Source organism: Kitasatospora sp. NPDC114501 (genome assembly GCF_055633695.1).
This window is the reverse complement of sequence record NZ_JBVKDS010000001.1, coordinates 105,605-122,784: the sequence shown is the minus strand read 5'-3', so window position 1 is coordinate 122,784 and position 17,180 is coordinate 105,605. Positions and strand designations below refer to the sequence as shown.

At 74.6% G+C, this 17,180-nt stretch carries 11 protein-coding genes and 3 tRNA genes; 1 reads left to right on the top strand and 13 read right to left on the bottom strand.

Annotation, left to right across the window (positions count from 1 at the left end):
• Window positions 1-226: 226 nt before the first annotated feature.
• The 8 genes from ACZ7RU_RS00540 to ACZ7RU_RS00505 form a co-directional block, all read right to left on the bottom strand.
• Complete coding sequence (locus ACZ7RU_RS00540) at window positions 227-2,869, bottom strand: ComEC/Rec2 family competence protein (protein WP_470338762.1); 2,643 nt, start codon at window positions 2,867-2,869, stop codon at window positions 227-229.
• Between the two features lie 78 nt (window positions 2,870-2,947).
• Window positions 2,948-3,940 (bottom strand): ComEA family DNA-binding protein, encoded by a 993-nt coding sequence (locus tag ACZ7RU_RS00535; RefSeq protein WP_470338761.1) that lies wholly within the window; start codon window positions 3,938-3,940, stop codon window positions 2,948-2,950.
• A 166-nt stretch (window positions 3,941-4,106) separates the two neighbouring features.
• Window positions 4,107-4,952 (bottom strand): DegV family protein, encoded by an 846-nt coding sequence (locus tag ACZ7RU_RS00530; RefSeq protein ID WP_470338760.1) that lies wholly within the window; start codon window positions 4,950-4,952, stop codon window positions 4,107-4,109.
• Between the two features lie 83 nt (window positions 4,953-5,035).
• The gene (locus tag ACZ7RU_RS00525) at window positions 5,036-5,821 is read right to left on the bottom strand and encodes a hypothetical protein (protein ID WP_470338759.1); all 786 of its coding nucleotides are present in this window, start codon (window positions 5,819-5,821) and stop codon (window positions 5,036-5,038) included.
• Between the two features lie 311 nt (window positions 5,822-6,132).
• Window positions 6,133-9,021 (bottom strand): leucine--tRNA ligase, encoded by a 2,889-nt coding sequence (gene leuS / locus ACZ7RU_RS00520; RefSeq protein ID WP_470338758.1) that lies wholly within the window; start codon window positions 9,019-9,021, stop codon window positions 6,133-6,135.
• Window positions 9,022-9,372: 351 nt separating this feature from the next.
• Window positions 9,373-10,668 (bottom strand): hypothetical protein, encoded by a 1,296-nt coding sequence (locus ACZ7RU_RS00515; protein WP_470338757.1) that lies wholly within the window; start codon window positions 10,666-10,668, stop codon window positions 9,373-9,375.
• 98 nt (window positions 10,669-10,766) lie between these two features.
• Window positions 10,767-10,839 (bottom strand) — tRNA-Ala (locus tag ACZ7RU_RS00510).
• Window positions 10,840-11,072: 233 nt separating this feature from the next.
• Window positions 11,073-12,512: an MFS transporter gene (locus ACZ7RU_RS00505; protein WP_470338756.1), complete on the bottom strand. Its 1,440-nt coding sequence runs from the start codon at window positions 12,510-12,512 to the stop codon at window positions 11,073-11,075.
• A 102-nt stretch (window positions 12,513-12,614) separates the two neighbouring features.
• On the opposite strand from ACZ7RU_RS00505, the gene ACZ7RU_RS00500 reads away from it, so the two are divergent.
• Window positions 12,615-13,514 carry a helix-turn-helix transcriptional regulator gene (locus ACZ7RU_RS00500; RefSeq protein ID WP_470338755.1) on the top strand — a complete coding sequence of 300 codons (900 nt, stop codon included), beginning with the start codon at window positions 12,615-12,617 and terminating at the stop codon, window positions 13,512-13,514.
• A gap of 62 nt (window positions 13,515-13,576) precedes the next feature.
• On the opposite strand, the gene ACZ7RU_RS00495 is transcribed toward ACZ7RU_RS00500, so the two are convergent.
• From ACZ7RU_RS00495 to ACZ7RU_RS00475, 5 genes are all read right to left on the bottom strand, one after another.
• Window positions 13,577-13,649: transfer RNA gene (locus ACZ7RU_RS00495), tRNA-Ala, on the bottom strand.
• Between the two features lie 43 nt (window positions 13,650-13,692).
• Window positions 13,693-13,765, bottom strand: a tRNA-Ala gene (locus tag ACZ7RU_RS00490).
• A gap of 285 nt (window positions 13,766-14,050) precedes the next feature.
• Window positions 14,051-14,701: a histidine phosphatase family protein gene (locus ACZ7RU_RS00485; RefSeq protein WP_470339293.1), complete on the bottom strand. Its 651-nt coding sequence runs from the start codon at window positions 14,699-14,701 to the stop codon at window positions 14,051-14,053.
• Window positions 14,698-15,156 (bottom strand): ribosome silencing factor, encoded by a 459-nt coding sequence (rsfS, locus tag ACZ7RU_RS00480; protein WP_387748248.1) that lies wholly within the window; start codon window positions 15,154-15,156, stop codon window positions 14,698-14,700. Before rsfS ends, ACZ7RU_RS00485 begins: the two co-directional genes overlap by 4 nt.
• Before the next feature lie 157 nt (window positions 15,157-15,313).
• Window positions 15,314-17,176, bottom strand: a complete 1,863-nt coding sequence (locus ACZ7RU_RS00475) for an LCP family protein (RefSeq protein ID WP_470338754.1) — start codon at window positions 17,174-17,176, stop codon at window positions 15,314-15,316.
• Window positions 17,177-17,180 lie beyond the last annotated feature (4 nt).

Sequence of the window (17,180 nt, the reverse complement as noted above, 5' to 3'; positions counted from 1 at the left end):
CCTGCCCGGAGCCCGCCGCAACCGCCTTCCAGCTCTTTGCGATTCCTCCGGCAGATCGCTGCGGGGTGCCTTTGGCCCCGCGCTTGCTGCCTTTCTCCGGCGCGCTCCGGGCTGAGCCCGGAGCGCGCCGGAACGTTTCTGCTGGCTTCGCGCCGCACCTCCTCCCACAACCCCCTTCACCCTTCCCGTGCCCCACCTGGTTGATGAGAGGAGGTGAGCGCGGGGATCACGCGGGCGGGGCTCGCGGGGCGGAGGATGTCCGCTCGGGGTGGGTGCCGGCTACGGAGGCGTGAGCGGCGGACCCGCCGGGCCCGCCGTGGGTGCGGGGGCGGTGGGCGGTGTGGGCGGGCTGGGGGTGGACGGCCACGCCGAGGGTGGCCGGGGACTCGCCCGTCACCGCGATGTCCCCCTCCCGGTCGGTGCGCAGCACGGTGGCGCCGAGTGCGCGCAGGTGGTCGACCGTCTTCGGGGACGGGTGGCCGTACGCGTTGCCCTCTCCGCAGGAGATCAGGGCCAGTCGGGGCCGCAGGACGCCGGCCAGGTCCCAGTCCTGGTGGGCCGACCCGTGGTGCGCCACCTTCACGACGTCCGCCCTCCCCACCCGGCCCAACAGGGCCGACTGTGCCTGCGGTTCGAGATCTCCGAGCAGTGCCATCCGCAGTCCTCCTGCCAGTGACACCATCAATGCGACGCTTGCGTTGTTCGGCCCGGGCGCCTCGGTAGTCGCGCCGGGGACGGGCCACACCACGTCCCAGGCCAACTCCGCGCCGGCCGACCGCCTTTCACCCCGACCGACTCTCAGCAGCGGGAGGCCGGCACCCCCCGCCCAGCCCGCCACCCGAGCCGCCTCGCCCGGCGGGTCGTCCAGCGTGGTGCCCTCGACCGCGCCGACCCTGCGGCCCCGCAACACCCCCGGCACGCCCTCGACGTGGTCGGCGTGGAAGTGCGTCAGCAGCAGTAAGGGGACCGTCGTGACGCCGAGGTCGCGCAGGCACCTGTCCGCGGCGTTCGGATCCGGGCCGGTGTCGATCACCACCGCGCTGCCCGGCGTCCCCGTCGCGAGGGCCAGCATGTCGCCCTGCCCCACGTCGCACATCACCAGCCGCCACCCCGGCGGCGGCCAGCCGGTGGCGATCCGGGTGAGCTGTGGCGGGCGCAGCAGCACGGCCAGCAGGGCCGCCGTCAGCGCCCCAGCCGTCAGGGCTCGCACCCAGCGCCGGCGAGCGGGCGCCGGACTGCCCGGCTCCGGCCGTCGGGGCAGCAGGAGCGGTGCCGCCCAGCAGGCCCCCAGGACGGCCAGCGCGACCGTCACCGTCCCGAACCACCCACCTGGCCAGGACAGTTGGCCGCCCGGCAGCTCGGCGCCGCGGCGCGCCACCAGGGCGAGCCAGCCGGCCGGCACCCCGGCCGGTTCCGCGAGCAGACGGGCCAGGGCCGGGAGCAGCGGCTGGAGGACGAGCACTCCGAAGCCGAGCAGCGTCGCCGGGGCCACCGCCAGCTCGGCCAGCAGGTTGCAGGGGATGCCGACCAGGCTGATGTGCCCGGACAGCACCACCGTCACCGGCGCGCACAGCGCCTGAGCGGCCGCCGTTGCCGCGAGCGCGCCCGCCAGGTGGTGGGGCCAGCGGCGGGCCCGTAGGGCCTCGGCCCAGTGCGGTCCGAGGATGAGCAGCCCGGCGGTGGCGAGCACCGAGAGCAGGAAGCCGAACGAGCGCGCCAGGAACGGGTCCAGCAGGACCAGTACCAGGACCGCCCCGGCGAGTGCGGGCACCGCCTGGCGGGGACGGCCGGTGGCCAGGGCGAGCATGCCGATCAGCCCCGTCCCGGCCGCCCGCAGCACGCTGGGTTCGGGTCGGCAGACGGTGACGAAGGCCAGCGTGAGCGCGGTGCCGAGCAGGGCGCCGGTGCGCAGCGACAGCCCCAGCATCGCGGCCACCCCGCGCCGCTCCGGGGTGCCGGCCTGCCCGGGCGCGCCCAGCAGCGCGCCGAGGACGATCGCCAGGTTGGCCCCGCTGACCGCCACCAGGTGGACCAGGTCGGTGGCCCGGAAGGCGTCTTCGAGGTCGTCGGGCAGTAGCGAGGTGTCGCCGACGACCAGCCCCGGGAGCAGCCCGCGCGCGTCCGCCGGTAGTCCGTCGGTGGCCGAACGCAGGCCTTCGCGCAGCCGGCCGGCGATCCGCTGCGGCAGACTCGGCGGCGCCAGCTGCCGGGGCGGCCCGTGGACGACCAGCAGCGCGGCGGACTCGGTGTCGTGGCCCTCCCCCGCCGGCTGCACCTCGGCCTCCACCACGACCCGCTGGGACGGGAGCAGCCGTTGCCAGGGCCCGCCCTCCGCTCCTCGGGCCATGACGGTCACCGGCGTACGCGTGCGGGTGGCCGGCCCGGCCGGGAGCAGGGTGACGCGGTCGGCCACCGCGTCGACGGTGAGGAACGGCTGCCCGCCGGCGGGGCCGCCCCGGGAGATGTGGATCTTCGGGTCCCCCGCGACGGTCAGCTCCACCTCCACCGGGGACGGCGCTCGCGGCCCGGCGGCCACGGACGCACGGGCGAGTTCCGGCAGCGGCCCCCGGTGGAGGTCGGCGGTGTGCAGCGGGGTGGCGATCGCGGCCGCCGCGCCGGCGAGCAGGACCGCGGCCAGCGTCGCCGTGGGCCCGCGCCGACGCAGCGCCCCCGGCCTGGTGAGCAGCAGGCCGCCCGCGAGCACGGCAAGGCCCGCCGCGGTGAGGACGAGGGCCTCGGACCCCGGATCCGGGCGCAGCAGCGCCGCCGTGACCGCCCACGCCGAGACGGCCGGCAGCAGCAGCCGGAGGTCGGCGCCGGGCGAGCGGGGCGCCGCGGCCGGACCATCCGGTGTGGTGGCGACGGACACGGTGGCACCTCCCTTCGGTGGCCGGGCGAGCGGAAGCGGGCAAGGAAGCAACGGGCAGAGCCGACGGGCGTGGCAGCGTCAGAGTGTGAGCAGCGGGCGGAGTTCCGCGTACGTGCGGGCGCCGATGCCGCTGACCTGCCGGAGCTGGTCGAGGGAGCGGAAGGAGCCGTGCGAGGTGCGGTAGGCGAGGATGCGCTGGGCGAGGGTGGGGCCGACGCCCGGGAGGGTGTCGAGCTGTTCGAGCGTGGCGCGGTTGAGGCTGACGGGTGGTCGGGGCGCGGCGGGGCCCGGAGGTCCGTTCCCGTTCCCGCTCCCGACGGCCGGGGCGGGGGCGGGGGCGGGCGCCTGTTCGCCGACCAGGATCTGCTCGCCGTCCACCAGGACGCGGGCCAGGTTGAGGTTCCTGGTGTCCGTCTCCGGTAGCGGACCGCCTGCCGCCCGCAGGGCGTCGGCGACCCGGGAGCCGCCGGGCAGGGTGTGCAGGCCGGGGATGTGGACCCGTCCTCCGATGTCCACCACGACGCCCGCCCCGGTAACGGAGGCGGCCTGGGCAGCGGTGCCGGGCCCGGCTCTGGAGTCGACGGCAGCGGCATCGGCGGGGACGGACGGCTCGGCCCCCGACGGTGCCGCGACCGCCGCCAGCGCGGGCACGGCGACCGTCTCCGGCCGGGCCAGCCAGAAGTGCTGCACGGCGTAGCCGACCGCGAACAGCAGCAGGATGGCCAGCCCGGCCACCGCGCGCCGGTCGAGTGCCAGCGCCGAGGCGTACGAGGGCAACCGCGGGCGCGCCCCCGCCGGGGCCGCCGCAGCATCCGCATCCGACGGCACCGGCACGCCAACCGCCGACGGCGACGTCGACGGAGGCCCGGTGGCACCCGCCGCCCCCACCCCCGTCGGCGGCGGGGCCGCCCCCGGCGAGCCACCGCCCGAGCCGCCGCCCGAACCACCGCCCCCACCGTCCGAGCCGCCCTCCGGCTCGTCACCCGCCGCCGGCAGCAGCGCGGCCATCCGCAGCCGTACCGTCTCGTTGATCGCATGGCGCTTCGCCGCGCCCAGGCCCATGGTCGTCATGCCGAGGACGGTAGGAGTCCTCCGACGAGCGCGCGGAGAATAACGAAACCCTGTGGATAACCCAGGGGTTGTGGATAAAAAGTGTCACTCACAGGAGTGAGCGGGACCGCCCCAAATTGACCGCCGCCGGGCAGCCTGACCAACCGGCACCACGGAAACCGCCCCCTCAGCGCGGCGCGACCACCACCGCGAGCAGCCCCGGCCCGACGTGCGCGCCGATCACCGCCCCCACCTCGCCCACGTACAGCTCCCGCAGCCCCGGCACCCGGGCCCGCAGCCGTTCCGCGAGCGGTTCGGCCCGGTCCTCGGCGGCCAGGTGGTGCACGGTGATGTCGACCTCCTGCTCCCCCGACCGCTCGACCGCGATCTCCTCCAGCCGCGCGATCGCCCGCGACGCCGTCCGCACCTTCTCCAGCGGCTCGATCCGCCCGCCGTCCAGGTGCAGCAGCGGCTTGACCGCCAGGGCCGAACCGAGCAGTGCCCGCGCCGCCCCGATCCGGCCGCCCCGGCGCAGGTGCTCCAGGGTGTCGACGTAGAAGAACCCGCTGGTCCCGGCCGCCCGCCGGCCGGCCGCCTCGGCCGCCTCGGCCAGGCCCTGCCCGGCCGCGATCGCCTCGGCCGCCGCCAGCACCCCGTACCCGAGCGCCATTCCGACCAGCCGGCTGTCCACCACCCGCACGGGTACGGGCGCCTCGGCGGCGGCCAGCCGGGCGGCCTCGACGGTGCCGGACAGTTCACCGGAGATGTGCACGGAGACGATCCCCTTCGCCCCGGCCTCGGCGGCCGCCCGGTAGGCGGCGGCGAAGGTCTCCGGGTTCGGCCGGGAGGTGGTCACCCGCTGTCTGCCGCGCAGCGCCTCGGCGACGTCCTTCGGGGAGATCTCGACACCCTCGCTCAGCACCGAGTCACCGACCGCGACGCTCAGCGGGACCACCGTGATCCCGTGCCGGTCGAGGGTCTCCTGCGGCAGATAGGCCGTGGAATCGGTGACAAGCGCGAGGTCGGAGGGCATGAGCCGGAGGTTACTCCCCGTCGGTCCGGGAGGACAGCGCCCGGTCCGGACACCGGCCCGGGGCGCCGCGGCGCACCGCCGGCTCAGCCCGCGGAGGGTCCTGCCGAAGGCCCGGCCGAGGGCTTGCGCAGCCGCTGCGCCAGCTTGGCCAGCGGATCGGCGAGCCCGAGCAGTTCCTCCGCGCTCGGGCGCCCCTTCCCGTCGGTCAGCCCGGCCCGCGCCGCACCCGCGGAACCAGCGGGGCCCGACGAACCCGACACCCCAGAAGCAGACGGAGAGGACGAAGCGGAAGTCCCCGACGACCCCCCGGCCCCTGCGGCATCCCAGTGCCGCAGCGCCCCCGCCTCACTCTCGCACTCCTGGCTCAGCCGGCTCAGCTCGTCGTCCGCGAACCGGTGCATGCGGTCCTGCGCCGCCCAGCGCATGGTCTCCGCCGAGTGCGTGATCCGCTCCGCCCGCTCGCGCAGCTCCGGCAGCTTGGCGGCGACCCGCGCGGTGTCCGGCTCGCGCTCCAGCGTCCGCAGCTCGCCGTCGAGCTCGGCGGCGTGCGCGTCGAGCCGGTTGAGCAGGGCGAGCGCCTCACCGAGCTGGCCGTCCTGGGCGAGGCCGCTCTCCAGCACCTGCCGGGTGCCGTCGAGCGAGGTCCGCAGGCCCAGCCGGACGGAGGCGATCTGGGCGGGCGGGCCGACCTTGGTGTACGTCTTCGCCTTGAGCGTGGCGTTCTCCACGGCGCGCCGGGCGTTGGCCTCGTGCTTCTCGATCTTCGCGCCGACGGCCTTGGCGGCCTTGACCGTACCGACCACGGCCAGGACCATCACCGCGACCCCGAAGAGCAGGACCAGGCCGATCATCACGCCGAACACGTCCATCGCGCGCCACCTTCCGCCGTCGTTCCGGCCCTCACCGGGCCCAACGCGGGCCGACTCGCCGAGGGTTCCACGGTAGCCGCCGGAACCCGCCCGGGGGCAGCCCGAGAGGCCCCGGCGAACGGAGATCAGGGTCAGATCCGGGATCTCCCCGAGGGCCCCCGACCCTCCCGAAAGCCCCGGAGAACACCGAACACCGAACCCCCGAACGCCCGAACCCCCGAACGCCCGAACGCCCCGACGAACACCGAACCCCCGAAAACGCCGGGCGGGCGCCCCGAAGGACGCCCGCCCGGTCACTCCCGGGGCAGCACTCAGCCGGTGACGATGTTCACCAGCTTCGGCGCCCGCGCGATCACCTTCCGCACCTCGGCCCCGCCGATCGCCGCGACGACGGCCGGCTCCGCCAGCGCCAGCGCCTCCAGCTCGGCGTCCGAGATGCCCGGCGCGACCTCCAGCCGCGCCTTGACCTTGCCCTTGATCTGGACCACGCAGGTCACCGTCTCGTCCACCACGTACGCCGGGTCGGCGACCGGGTAGTCGGTGTGCGCCAGCGACTCGCCGTGGCCCAGGCGGCGCCACAGCTCCTCGGCGACGTGCGGGGCCAGCGGAGCGACCATCAGCACCAGCTGCTCGGCCACCGTGCGCGGCGTGGAGCCGCGCTTGACCAGGTAGTTGTTCAGCTCGATGGCCTTGGCGACGGCCGTGTTGAAGCGCAGCCCGGCCATGTCGCCGCGGATGCCGTCGATCGCCTTGTGCAGGGCGCGCAGCGTCGCGTCGTCCGGCTCCTCCTCGGTGACGACCAGCTCGCCGGTGGTCTCCGAGACGATGTTGCGCCACAGGCGCTGCAGGAAGCGGTACGAGCCGACGACGGCGCGGGTGTCCCAGGGGCGGGAGACGTCCAGCGGGCCCATCGACATCTCGTACAGGCGCAGCGTGTCGGCCCCGTACTCGTCGGCGATGTCGTCCGGCGCGACGGCGTTCTTCAGGGACTTGCCCATCTTCCCGGCCTCGCGCTTGACCGGCTCGCCCTGCCAGGAGTACCGGCCGTCGCGCTCCTCGACCTCGGCGGCGGGCACCGGGAAGCCGCGCTCGTCGCGGTAGACGTCGGCGGTGATCATGCCCTGGTTGAACAGCTTGTGGAACGGCTCGACGGACGAGACGTGGCCCAGGTCGTGCAGCACCTTGTGCCAGAAGCGCGCGTACAGCAGGTGCAGCACGGCGTGCTCGGCGCCGCCGACGTACAGGTCGGCGCCACCGGCCGGCTTGGTCTCCGTCGGGCCCAGCCAGTACTTCTCGTTGGCCGGGTCGACGACCTTCGCGGTGTTCGACGGGTCGACGTAGCGCAGCTCGTACCAGCAGGAACCGGCCCAGTTGGGCATGGTGTTGGTCTCGCGGCGGTACTTCCTGACGCCGTCGCCCAGGTCCAGTTCGACGTTGACCCAGGCCTCGTTGCGCGACAGCGGGGTCTCCGGCGAGGAGGCGGCGTCGTACGCGTCGTAGGTGCGCGGCGAGTAGTCGTCGACCTCGGGGACCTCGACCGGCAGCATCGACTCGGGCAGCGCGTGCATGACGCCGTCCTCGTCGTAGACGATCGGGAAGGGCTCGCCCCAGTACCGCTGGCGGCTGAACAGCCAGTCGCGCAGGCGGTAGTTGACGGTGCCCTCGCCGATGCCGCGCTCGGCCAGCCAGGCGGTGGCGGCGGCCTTGGCGTCGACGACGCTCAGCCCGTTCAGCGACAGGTCGCCTTCGGTGCGGGCGGAGTTGACGATGACGGAGTCGTAGGTTTCGAACGCGTCGTCCCACTCGGCCGGGTCGGTGCCGCGGCCGTCGGTCGGCTCGACGACGCAGCGCATCGGCAGCGCGAAGGCGCGGGCGAAGGCGAAGTCGCGGTGGTCGTGGGCGGGGACGGCCATGATGGCGCCGGTGCCGTAGCCCATCAGCACGTAGTCGGCGATGAACACCGGGACGGACGCGCCGCTGACCGGGTTGACGGCGTAGGCACCGGTGAAGACACCGGTCTTGACCTTGGCCTCGACCTGCCGCTCGACGTCCGACTTGGCGGCGGCCGCGGCCCGGTAGGCGGCGACGGCCTCGGCGGGGGTGGCGGCGCCGCCGGTCCACTCGGCGGGCACGTCCTCGGGCCAGGCGGCGGGGACGATCGAGTCGACCAGGCCGTGCTCGGGGGCCAGCACCATGTAGGTGGCACCGAACAGGGTGTCGGGCCGGGTGGTGAAGACGGTGATCTTCCGGTCGCCGGGTGCCGCGAAGTCGACCCGGGCGCCCTCGGAGCGCCCGATCCAGTTGCGCTGCTGGAGCTTGATGGCCTCGGGCCAGTCCAGCAGGTCCAGGTCCTCGATCAGCCGGTCCGAGTACGCGGTGATGCGCATCATCCACTGGCGCAGGTTGGACTTGAATACCGGGAAGTTGCCGCGCTCGGAGCGGCCGTCCGCGGTGACCTCCTCGTTGGCCAGCACGGTGCCCAGGCCGGGGCACCAGTTGACCGGCACCTCCTTGGCGTAGGCCAGGCGGTACTCGCCCAGCACCTCGTCGCGCTCGGCGACGGTCAGCGACGCCCAGTCGCGCCCGCCCGGCAGCTCACGCGCGCCGGACTCGAACTCGGCGACCAGCTCGGTGATCGGACGGGCCTTGCGGGCGTCCGCGTCGTACCAGGAGTTGAAGATCTGCAGGAAGATCCACTGGGTCCAGCGGTAGTACTCCGGGTCGATCGTGGAGATCGAGCGGCGCGGGTCGTGGCCCAGGCCCAGCCGGCGCAGCTGCTGGCGCATGTTGGCGATGTTGGCCTCGGTGGAGACCCGCGGGTGGGTGCCGGTCTGCACCGCGTACTGCTCGGCGGGCAGGCCGAAGGCGTCGTAGCCCAGCGTGTGCAGCACGTTGTGGCCGGTCATCCGCTGGTAGCGGGCGAAGACGTCGGTGGCGATGTAGCCCAGCGGGTGGCCGACGTGCAGGCCCGCGCCCGAGGGGTACGGGAACATGTCCATGATGAAGCTGTGCGGCTTCGCGGCGACGTCGCCGGCCGCCGGGTCGGCCAGCGCACCGGTGGGGTTGGGGGCGTGGAAGGTGCCCTCCTTCTCCCAGATGTCCTGCCAGCGGGACTCGATCTCGGCCGCCAGCGCGGCGCTGTACCGGAACGGCTCGGTCACGGTCTCGGCCGCGCCGGACGCAGGGGTCGTCTCGCTCATGGTCCTTCAAGCTCCATCGATGTCAGTTGGCGAACCGCACAGGCGGCCGGCCCGGAGGACCCGGCCCGGGACGGGGTCGGGGGCGGAAAACAAAAAATCCCCTCGCAGGAGGGGACGCCACGCCGACTCCGGCACCGCCCGAGGGCTCAACCGGTCCTGGTCAGCGCGGCCGGCTAAGGAGCAGGCGCACGGTTCGCATGGGCTCAGGGTACCGCAAGCGGGTCGACGCGCTCCCGGGTGCACCGCCCGGCCGACGCGGCCGCCGCACCGCCGACCACCGACAGCCCCGCACCCGGCCGCCCCACCGCCGACCACCGCCGACGACCGACGGCCCCGCGCCCCCACGCCAGGTCACCGCGCGCCCGCCCGCCCTGCCGCGTCGAACTCCCGCAGCGCCTTCGCCAGCCGCTCGGACTGCATCCCCGCCGCCAGCGAGCGCGCCAGCGCGGCGGTGCGGGCCGCCTCCCGCTGGTCACCGAGCCTGCGGTGGGCCTCGGCGAGGCGCACCATCAGCAGCGCCTTGGAGCGGGCCCGCCCCGGCCCGAGCCCGGCCACGGCCTCGGCGAGCAGCACCTTGGCCAGCCGGTGCTGGCCGAGCGCGAGCCGACCCTCCCCCACCATCCCGGCGAGGGCGGCCCGGGCCTCCTCGGCGCCGGGCAGGCCGTCCAGCTCGGCGAAGGCCCGGGCGGCGGCGGCCTCGGCTCGCTCGGGCTCGCCCCGGCGGCCGTACGCGCGGGCGAGCCGGCCGTACTGGCGGGCCCGGGCGGTGGGGCTGAGCGCGGCGCCGTGGGTGTCCAGGGCGGTGGCGAGCGCGGAGACGGCGTCCAGCCCGCGTCCGCCGGGGCCCTGGGTGGCGAGCACGACCAGCGCGCCGAGCACCGCGACCCCGAGCCGGGGCTCGCCGCCGACGTGGGCGGCGCGCAGCGCGGCGACGAAGGCGCGCTGGGCGGCCGCGTCGTGGCCGAGGTCGTACGCGGCCCAGCCGGCCAGCCGGGCGAGTCTGCTGGCCGTGCCGTACAGCTCGCGGCCGAGCCGTTCGTCGTACGCGCCGAGTTCCAAAAGCTTGGCCAGCATGGCGAGTTCGGCCCGGACGGGGCCGAGGACGAGGCCGCCGCCGCAGGCCCGTTCGAGCTTCTGCTTGCTGCGGTAGGACAGGCCGAGTTCGCCGACCAGTCCGGGTTCGACGCGCAGCGCGCCCTCGCCGCCGCCGACGGGCGGTGGCGGGGAGTCGAGGCGGGCGGCGGCCTGGTCGAGGTCGGCGCCGCGGAACAGGTCGGTGAGGCGGACCGGTCCGGCGTCGGTGGCGGCCTCGCGCAGCGCGGTCTGGGCGGTGTCGGCGGTCCACGGGTCGGTGAGCAGCCGGGGCGAGAGGATCTTGGCGCCGCGGTGGCCGCCCATCCGGCCCCAGAGCTGTTCGTAGGTGACGGCGATGCCGAGGGTGCGGCTGAGCACCTCGCAGACGGCCTGGTCGTGCGGGCTGCGCGGCACCATGCCGCGGTCGCGCCACTTGTACGGGGCGGTGGAGCTGATGGCGAGGCCCGGCGGCAGGGCGAGGCTCACCTCGCGGGCGAGCCGTTCCGGACTCCAGCCGAGCTGGTGGAGTATCCGGGCCAGTTCCTCGTTCCGCCTTCGCTCCAGATCGGCCATGGCACGACGGTAGCGGGATTCCGGGGACGCCGACCGGTGGCACGGGCAGAACGGCGAAGAGCCGCCCCCCGTTTCCGGGAGGCGGCTCTCGACTGCTGTGGAGCTATGGGGAATTGAACCCCAGACCTCTTGCATGCCATGCAAGCGCTCTACCAACTGAGCTATAGCCCCTTGACCTGCGTTGTCACCGTGGTTCCCGGTTGTTTCCGGCCGTTTCCCTCGGCGACATCGACTACTTTACACGGTCCGGGGCGTGCTCCAGAAATCCGTTTCCCGAGGTCCGCACCACACGCCCGGGGAGCCCCGCGCGACCCGTGCCCCGGGCGTACACCTCCCACCCGGGGCGCGCAGCCACGAACATGCGCCCAGCCCGCCCTCCAGCAGCCGCCCCCGCTACCGCACCGCTACCCCACCGCCCGCCGGCTGCGCGCCGCGAAGCCCGCCGCGACCAGCACCGCCGCGGCGTCGACCAGCAGGGTGGTCCGCAGCGCCGCCCCCGACGCCGCGGCCGGCGCCGGCAGGTCGACCTGGCCGAGGAACACCGAGCCCAGCACCGCGACCCCGATCACCTGCCCGAGCTGGATGACCGTCACCATCACGCCGCTGGCGTCGGCCGCGTCCTCGGGCGCCACCCCCGCGAGCGCCCGGGCGAACAGCGGCGCGTAGGCGCAGCCGGCGACCAGGCCGAGCCCGGCCATCTCCACCAGCGGCGCGGCGCCGATCCCCGCCCCGTCGCCGAGCATCAGCCCGAGCAGCAGGTAGCCCCCGCCGAGCAGGGCCCCGGCGATGGCGGGCAGGGCCCGGTGCAGCCGGCCGGGCAGCCGGTGCCAGTGCATGCTGGACAGGCCGAAGCCGACGGCGACGGGCGCCGAGCAGAGCCCGGCCTTCAGCGCGGTGTGGCCGAGCCCGGACTGCTGGTGCAGGGCGAAGGCGAACATGAAGCCCGCGAAGGCCGCCATGATCGCGAACAGTCCGGCGGCCGCGGGCCGCAGCCCGGGGGCGCGCAGCACCCGCCCGGAGATCAGCGGCTGTCCGCCGCGTCGGGCGACCCGGCGCTCGACGGCCACGAACAGGCCGAACAGCAGCACACTGGCCGCGATCATCGCCCAGCCCCAGCCGGGCCAGCCCAGCTCGTGGCCGAGGACGAGCGGGACCACCAGCAGGCCGAGGGCCGCGCCGAGCACCACCAGGCCGGGGAGGTCGAAGCCGCGGGTGGCGTCGCCGGGCAGCCGGGGCAGCAGCCGGGCGCCGGCCGCGAGCAGCAGCACCCCGATCGGCACGTTGACCAGGAACACCGGCCGCCAGCCGCTGCCGAACAGGTCGGCGCTGACCAGGACGCCGCCGAGCACCTGGCCGAGCGCCATGCCGCCGGCCAGCACCGCCGAGTAGAGGCCGAGCGCCCGGGTGCGGGCGGCGCCGGTGAAGGTGCGCTGGAGCAGGCTCATCACCTGGGGCACCATCAGGGCGGAGCCGGCCCCCTGGAGCAGCCGGAAGGCGATCAGCCAGCCGGTGGTCGGGGCGAGGCCGCAGGCCAGCGAGGCGGCGGTGAAGCCGGCCAGGCCGAGCTGGAAGAGCCGGCTGTAGCCGTACCGGGCGCCGAGCCGGGCGCCGGTGATGAGCAGCACGGCGTAGGCGATGGTGTACCCGGCGATGACCAGTTGGAGGGCGGCGCCGGAGGCGCCCAGGTCGGTGCGGATGGTGGGGACCGCGACGTTGACGATGGAGAGGTCGAGCACGGCCATGAACTGCCCGCCCAGGACGAGCGCGAGGAGCAGCCCGGGCCGGATCGCCGGGGCCCCGGTGGTGCGTCCGGCCGCGTCGGGCCGGATCTGAAGGTCCGTCATGGCAGCCAGCCTGGGGCCGTGCCGGTACTGGTGGTTAGAGCCTGCCGATCCTGGTACTGGCAGCACCTGTATCGGTGGGCCCGGCTGCGGCACCATGGGGCCATGACCGTCCTGGAGGAACTGCCCACCGCGACGGGCGGGCGCGACCGCCGCCGCACCGAGCTGGCCCGCTTCCTGAAGGCCTGCCGGGCGCGGGTCACCCCCGAGGACGTCGGGCTGCCGCCGGGGCTGCGCCGCCGTACGCCGGGGCTGCGGCGCGAGGAGGTCGCACAGCTCGCCGGGGTCGGGGTGACCTGGTACACCTGGCTCGAACAGGGGCGGCCGATCAACGCGAGCGAGCAGGTGCTGCTGGCGGTGGCCCGGGCGCTGCGGCTGGACGGCACCGAGCACGAGCACCTGTTCCGGCTGGCCGGGGTGTCCGCCTCGGCGCGGGCGCTGCCGGCCGTACCGGAGCTGTCGCCGTCGATCCAGGTGATCCTGGACTCGCTGGCCCCGCTGCCTGCGGCGGTCTCCAACACCCGGTTCGACGTGCTGGGCTTCAACGGCCCGTACCGCGCGATGTTCGGCACCGACCGGATGCGCCCGTCCCGCGGGGTGGTGTTCAACAGCCTCTGGTGCATGCTGACCGCCCCGCCGTGCTGCAACCCGTGCGAGAACCGGGAGGAGACCCTGCCGCGGATGGTGGCGGTGCTGCGCTCCGCGTACGGCAAGCACGTGGGCGAGCCGGCCTGGGAGGAGCACGTGCAGCGGATGTCGGCGGGCAGCGAGCTGTTCCGGGAGCTCTGGGACCGCCAGGAGGTCGCGCCGCCGGAGGCCTGGCCGCGGGTGTTCCGCCACCCGGAGGTCGGCGTGCTGCGGCTGAACGCGACCTACCTGACGATGCCGGGCGTGCCCGAGTGCTACATCGTGGTGTACGTGCCGGCCTCCCCGGAGGACCGGGCGCGGGTCGAGCTGCTCGACTCGCTGCCGCCCGGCGGCTGGTCCCACACCTGCGAGGCCTGAGGCGCGGAGCCCGGAACGCCGGAAGGCCGCCACCCCTCGGGTGACGGCCTTCCGAACCACTGTGGAGCTATGGGGAATTGAACCCCAGACCTCTTGCATGCCATGCAAGCGCTCTACCAACTGAGCTATAGCCCCGCGACACGGGCGACCCTGGCTGACCACGACCGCCGATGCGGAGTGGAGCTATGGGGAATTGAACCCCAGACCTCTTGCATGCCATGCAAGCGCTCTACCAACTGAGCTATAGCCCCGCACTCACCGGATCTCCCGCTTCCCTTCCGGGCCGCGTTCCTTCCCTGCGAACGAGGAAGACTCTAGCTGGTCAGGGCCGGAACTGCGAAATCCGCTCCCCCGGCCCCGGTCGACGCCCCACCGAACGCCCCACCAAGCACTCCACCGAGCGCCCCGGGAGACCCCCCGCCGGACCGGCGCCGGGACCGGGACCGGCCCCGGGGCCTTCACCCGGTGCCGCCCGGTGCCTTCACCCGGCGCCGTCACCCGGCGCCGTCACCCGGTGCCGTCCGCGCCGGGACCGCTCAGGTGTCGTCGCCGATGACCGGCTGCGGGAGCGTGCCCGCGTTGTGCTCCAGCAGGCGCCAGCCGCGCGCCCCCAGGCCGAGTACCGACCAGCAGCAGTTGGACAGCCCGCCGAAGCGCTCCCACTGGGTCGGCTCCAGGTCGAGCAGCCGCCCGAGCATGGTGCGGATCGTCCCGCCGTGGCTGACCACCACCAGCGTGCCGTTCTCCGGGAGCTTGCCGACGGCGTCCAGGACCACCGGCACCGAGCGGTCGGCGACCTCGGTGGCCAGCTCGCCGCCACCGCCGCGCCGGACCGGCTCGCCGGCCGACCAGGCCTCGTACTCCTCCGGGAAGCGCTCCCGGATCTCTGCGTTGGTCAGGCCCTGCCAGGAGCCCGCGAAGGTCTCCCGCAGGCCCTCGTGGTGCTGCACGTCCAGCCCGGTGACCTCGGCCAGCTCCGCGGCGGTGCGCCGGGCGCGCTGGAGGTCCGAGGAGATCAGCAGGTCGGGACGGAGCCCGGAGAGCAGCCGGGCCGCCCGCTGGGCCTGCAGGACGCCCTGGCCGGTCAGCTCGATGTCCGTGGTGCCCTGGAAACGCGACTCGAGGTTCCAGGAGGTCTGGCCGTGCCGCCAGAAGACGATGCGCGGGCCGCGCGCACCCCGGCTCAGTGCAGGTCCTCGGGCTTGCCGAAGTCGTCGGCGGGGGCGAGGGCGTTGCCGGCCTCGTCGGTGTGCGCGTCCGGACGGTTGCGCGAGGCCAGGGCGTCCTCGGGCAGCGGCAGCTCGGGACAGTCCTTCCAGAGGCGGTCCAGCGAGTAGAAGGAGCGCTCCTCGGAGTGCTGGACGTGCACGACGATGTCCAGGTAGTCGAGCAGGATCCAGCGGCCCTCGCGCTCGCCCTCGCGGCGCACCGGCTTGATGTCCAGCTGCTCGCGCAGCTGGTCCTCGATCTCCTCGGCGATCGAGCGGACCTGGCGGTCGTTGTTCGCGGAGGCGATCAGGAAGGCGTCGGTGATCGACAGCACCTCGCTGACGTCGAAGGCGATGATGTTGTGCGCGAGCTTGTCGGCCGCCGCCTGCGCGGCGACGGTGATGAGCTGCTGGCTGTGGTCGGTGACGGTCACGGTGTTCTTCCGGCTCGGCGGCTTTGGGGCGCCCCGGCACGGGGCCGGGGTCGCCTTCCAGGATCTCACGCCGCCCGGGCGGGCCCGGAACCGTTTTCCGCGCCCGCCCGGGCCACCGCGCCGGGGCTCCCGGGCCGCGCGGGCCCGGGCCACCGCCCTACTGGACCTTCGGCGGCTGGTAGTCCTTGCCCAGCACGACCAGCAGGTCCGCGTTCTGGGTGTCCCCGGTGACCTTCTTCACCACCGTGTCCGGCAGGCCGAGGCTGGTCGCCAGCGACTTCGCCGCGCCCTGCCGGGCGTCGTCGGTGTAGCGGATCTCACTGGTGGGCTGGGGCGCGGCCTTGGCCCCGCCCGGGATGAAGGTCAGGCCGGAGTTGACGATCTGGACCTGCGCGGCGGCCGCCGCGGCGTCGCTGCCGCTGGCGTCCTGGACCGCGACCCGGGCCGGGGCGTCCCCGGCGGCCGCGGACTTCACGGTGCCGCCCAGCACGTCCTTGACCTGCTTGCCCGCGGTCGCCTCGTCCAGACTGCCGTCCGGCTTGACGGTCAGCGCGGCGGTGCCGAAGTGGCCGTCCTTCGCCTGCTGGGCGAGCTGGACGAGCACCCCGGCGAGGGCGTCCTCGGGCAGCGAGGGGTCGAGCACCGCGTTCATCCGGTGCACGTCGTCCTTGGCGTCCTTGAACTCGGTCGGCATGGTGCGCACCACCGCGTCCATGACCTGCCCGAACCGGGCCAGCTGGGCGTCCCGGTTCTCGCCCGGGTTCTGCAGCGTGGCGTACGCGACCGCGGCCTTCCCGCTGAGCAGGGTGTTCTTCCCGGCCGCGGACAGCAGCTTGCCGTCCGGCTTGCCGCCCTCGTGGGTCTCGGCGTTGGTGTCCACCCGGACGCCGCCGAGCTGGGAGACCAGCAGTTCCAGGTACGGGGTGTCCAGCCGCCAGGTGCCGGCCACCGGGGCGCCGAGCACGGTGGACAGGCCCTCCCGGGTCGCCGAGGCGCCGATGCCGTCCATGGACTGGCCGACCGTCGTGACCGGCGGGTCGCCCGGGCCGGGCAGCCGCAGGTTGTCGGGCAGCAGCAGCACCGTGCCCTTCTTCCCGGAGGCGTCGTTGACCAGCAGCGCGCTGGACACCTTGCCCTGGAGGTCGCGCAGGTGGACGACGTTGACCTGGCGCCCGCCGGCGGCGCTGGCCGCGGTCGGCTTGTCACCGGTCAGGAAGAGGTAGCCGCCGACGCCGCCGGCCGCGAGCGCCACCACCACACCGAGGCCGATCAGCCGGTTGCGCAGCTTGCGGCGGCGCTCGGCGCGCACCTCGCTGCGGGACTCGGCGAACTTCAGCCAGTCGATGACGTCCTCGGTCTCCTCCGCCTCCTCGTCGACGAAGGTGAACTCGCCCGTGGTGTAACCGTCCTTGGGCGCCCTGCTCCCGGCCTTCCCGGCCCGCGCCCCGGCGACCTGCTCGGACGGCGGCTCGGCCTTGGCCGGCGCCGGCTCCGTGGCGGGCCGGGGCACCCGCGGCCGCGGCGGCGCGGCAGCAGGGGCGGCGGCGACCGGCGCGGCAGTCTCCGCCTCCGACTGCGGCTCGGCGGCGACCGGCGCGGCGGCCTGGTACGCCTGCTGCTGGTACCCGTCGTACCCCTGGTAGCCCTGCTGCTGGTAGCCGTACGGGTCCTGCCCGTACACCGGCTGCCCGTACTGGTCGTACTTCTGCTCGTACGGCTGCTGCTCGTACGGCTGCGCCTGCTGCTGGAACTGCCCGGCCTGCCCGGACTGCCCGGCCTGGCCGCCCTGCTGGTACCCGTCGTAGCCCTGGTAGCCCTGCTGCTGGTAGCCGTACGGGTCCTGCCCGTACACCGGCTGCCCGTACTGGTCGTACTGCTGCTCGTACGGCTGCTGCTCGTACGGCTGCGCCGGCTGCTGCGGCTGCGACTGCGGCGGCTGCTGCTCGTAGCCCTGGTACGGCTGCTGGTACTGCCCGGTGGACCAGTCCTCCGGCCGCCGGCCGTCGTTGCGATCAGTCATGCAC

Bases quoted from the DNA above. Each gene is read 5' to 3' on its own strand.
- ACZ7RU_RS00535 (WP_470338761.1), bottom strand. From the start codon at position 3,940: ATGACGACCATGGGCCTGGGCGCGGCGAAGCGCCATGCGATCAACGAG.
- ACZ7RU_RS00530 (WP_470338760.1), bottom strand. From the start codon at position 4,952: ATGCCCTCCGACCTCGCGCTTGTCACCGATTCCACGGCCTATCTGCCG.
- ACZ7RU_RS00525 (WP_470338759.1), bottom strand. From the start codon at position 5,821: ATGGACGTGTTCGGCGTGATGATCGGCCTGGTCCTGCTCTTCGGGGTC.
- leuS (WP_470338758.1), bottom strand. From the start codon at position 9,021: ATGAGCGAGACGACCCCTGCGTCCGGCGCGGCCGAGACCGTGACCGAG.
- ACZ7RU_RS00515 (WP_470338757.1), bottom strand. From the start codon at position 10,668: ATGGCCGATCTGGAGCGAAGGCGGAACGAGGAACTGGCCCGGATACTC.
- ACZ7RU_RS00505 (WP_470338756.1), bottom strand. From the start codon at position 12,512: ATGACGGACCTTCAGATCCGGCCCGACGCGGCCGGACGCACCACCGGG.
- ACZ7RU_RS00500 (WP_470338755.1), top strand. From the start codon at position 12,615: ATGACCGTCCTGGAGGAACTGCCCACCGCGACGGGCGGGCGCGACCGC.
- ACZ7RU_RS00475 (WP_470338754.1), bottom strand. From the start codon at position 17,176: ATGACTGATCGCAACGACGGCCGGCGGCCGGAGGACTGGTCCACCGGG.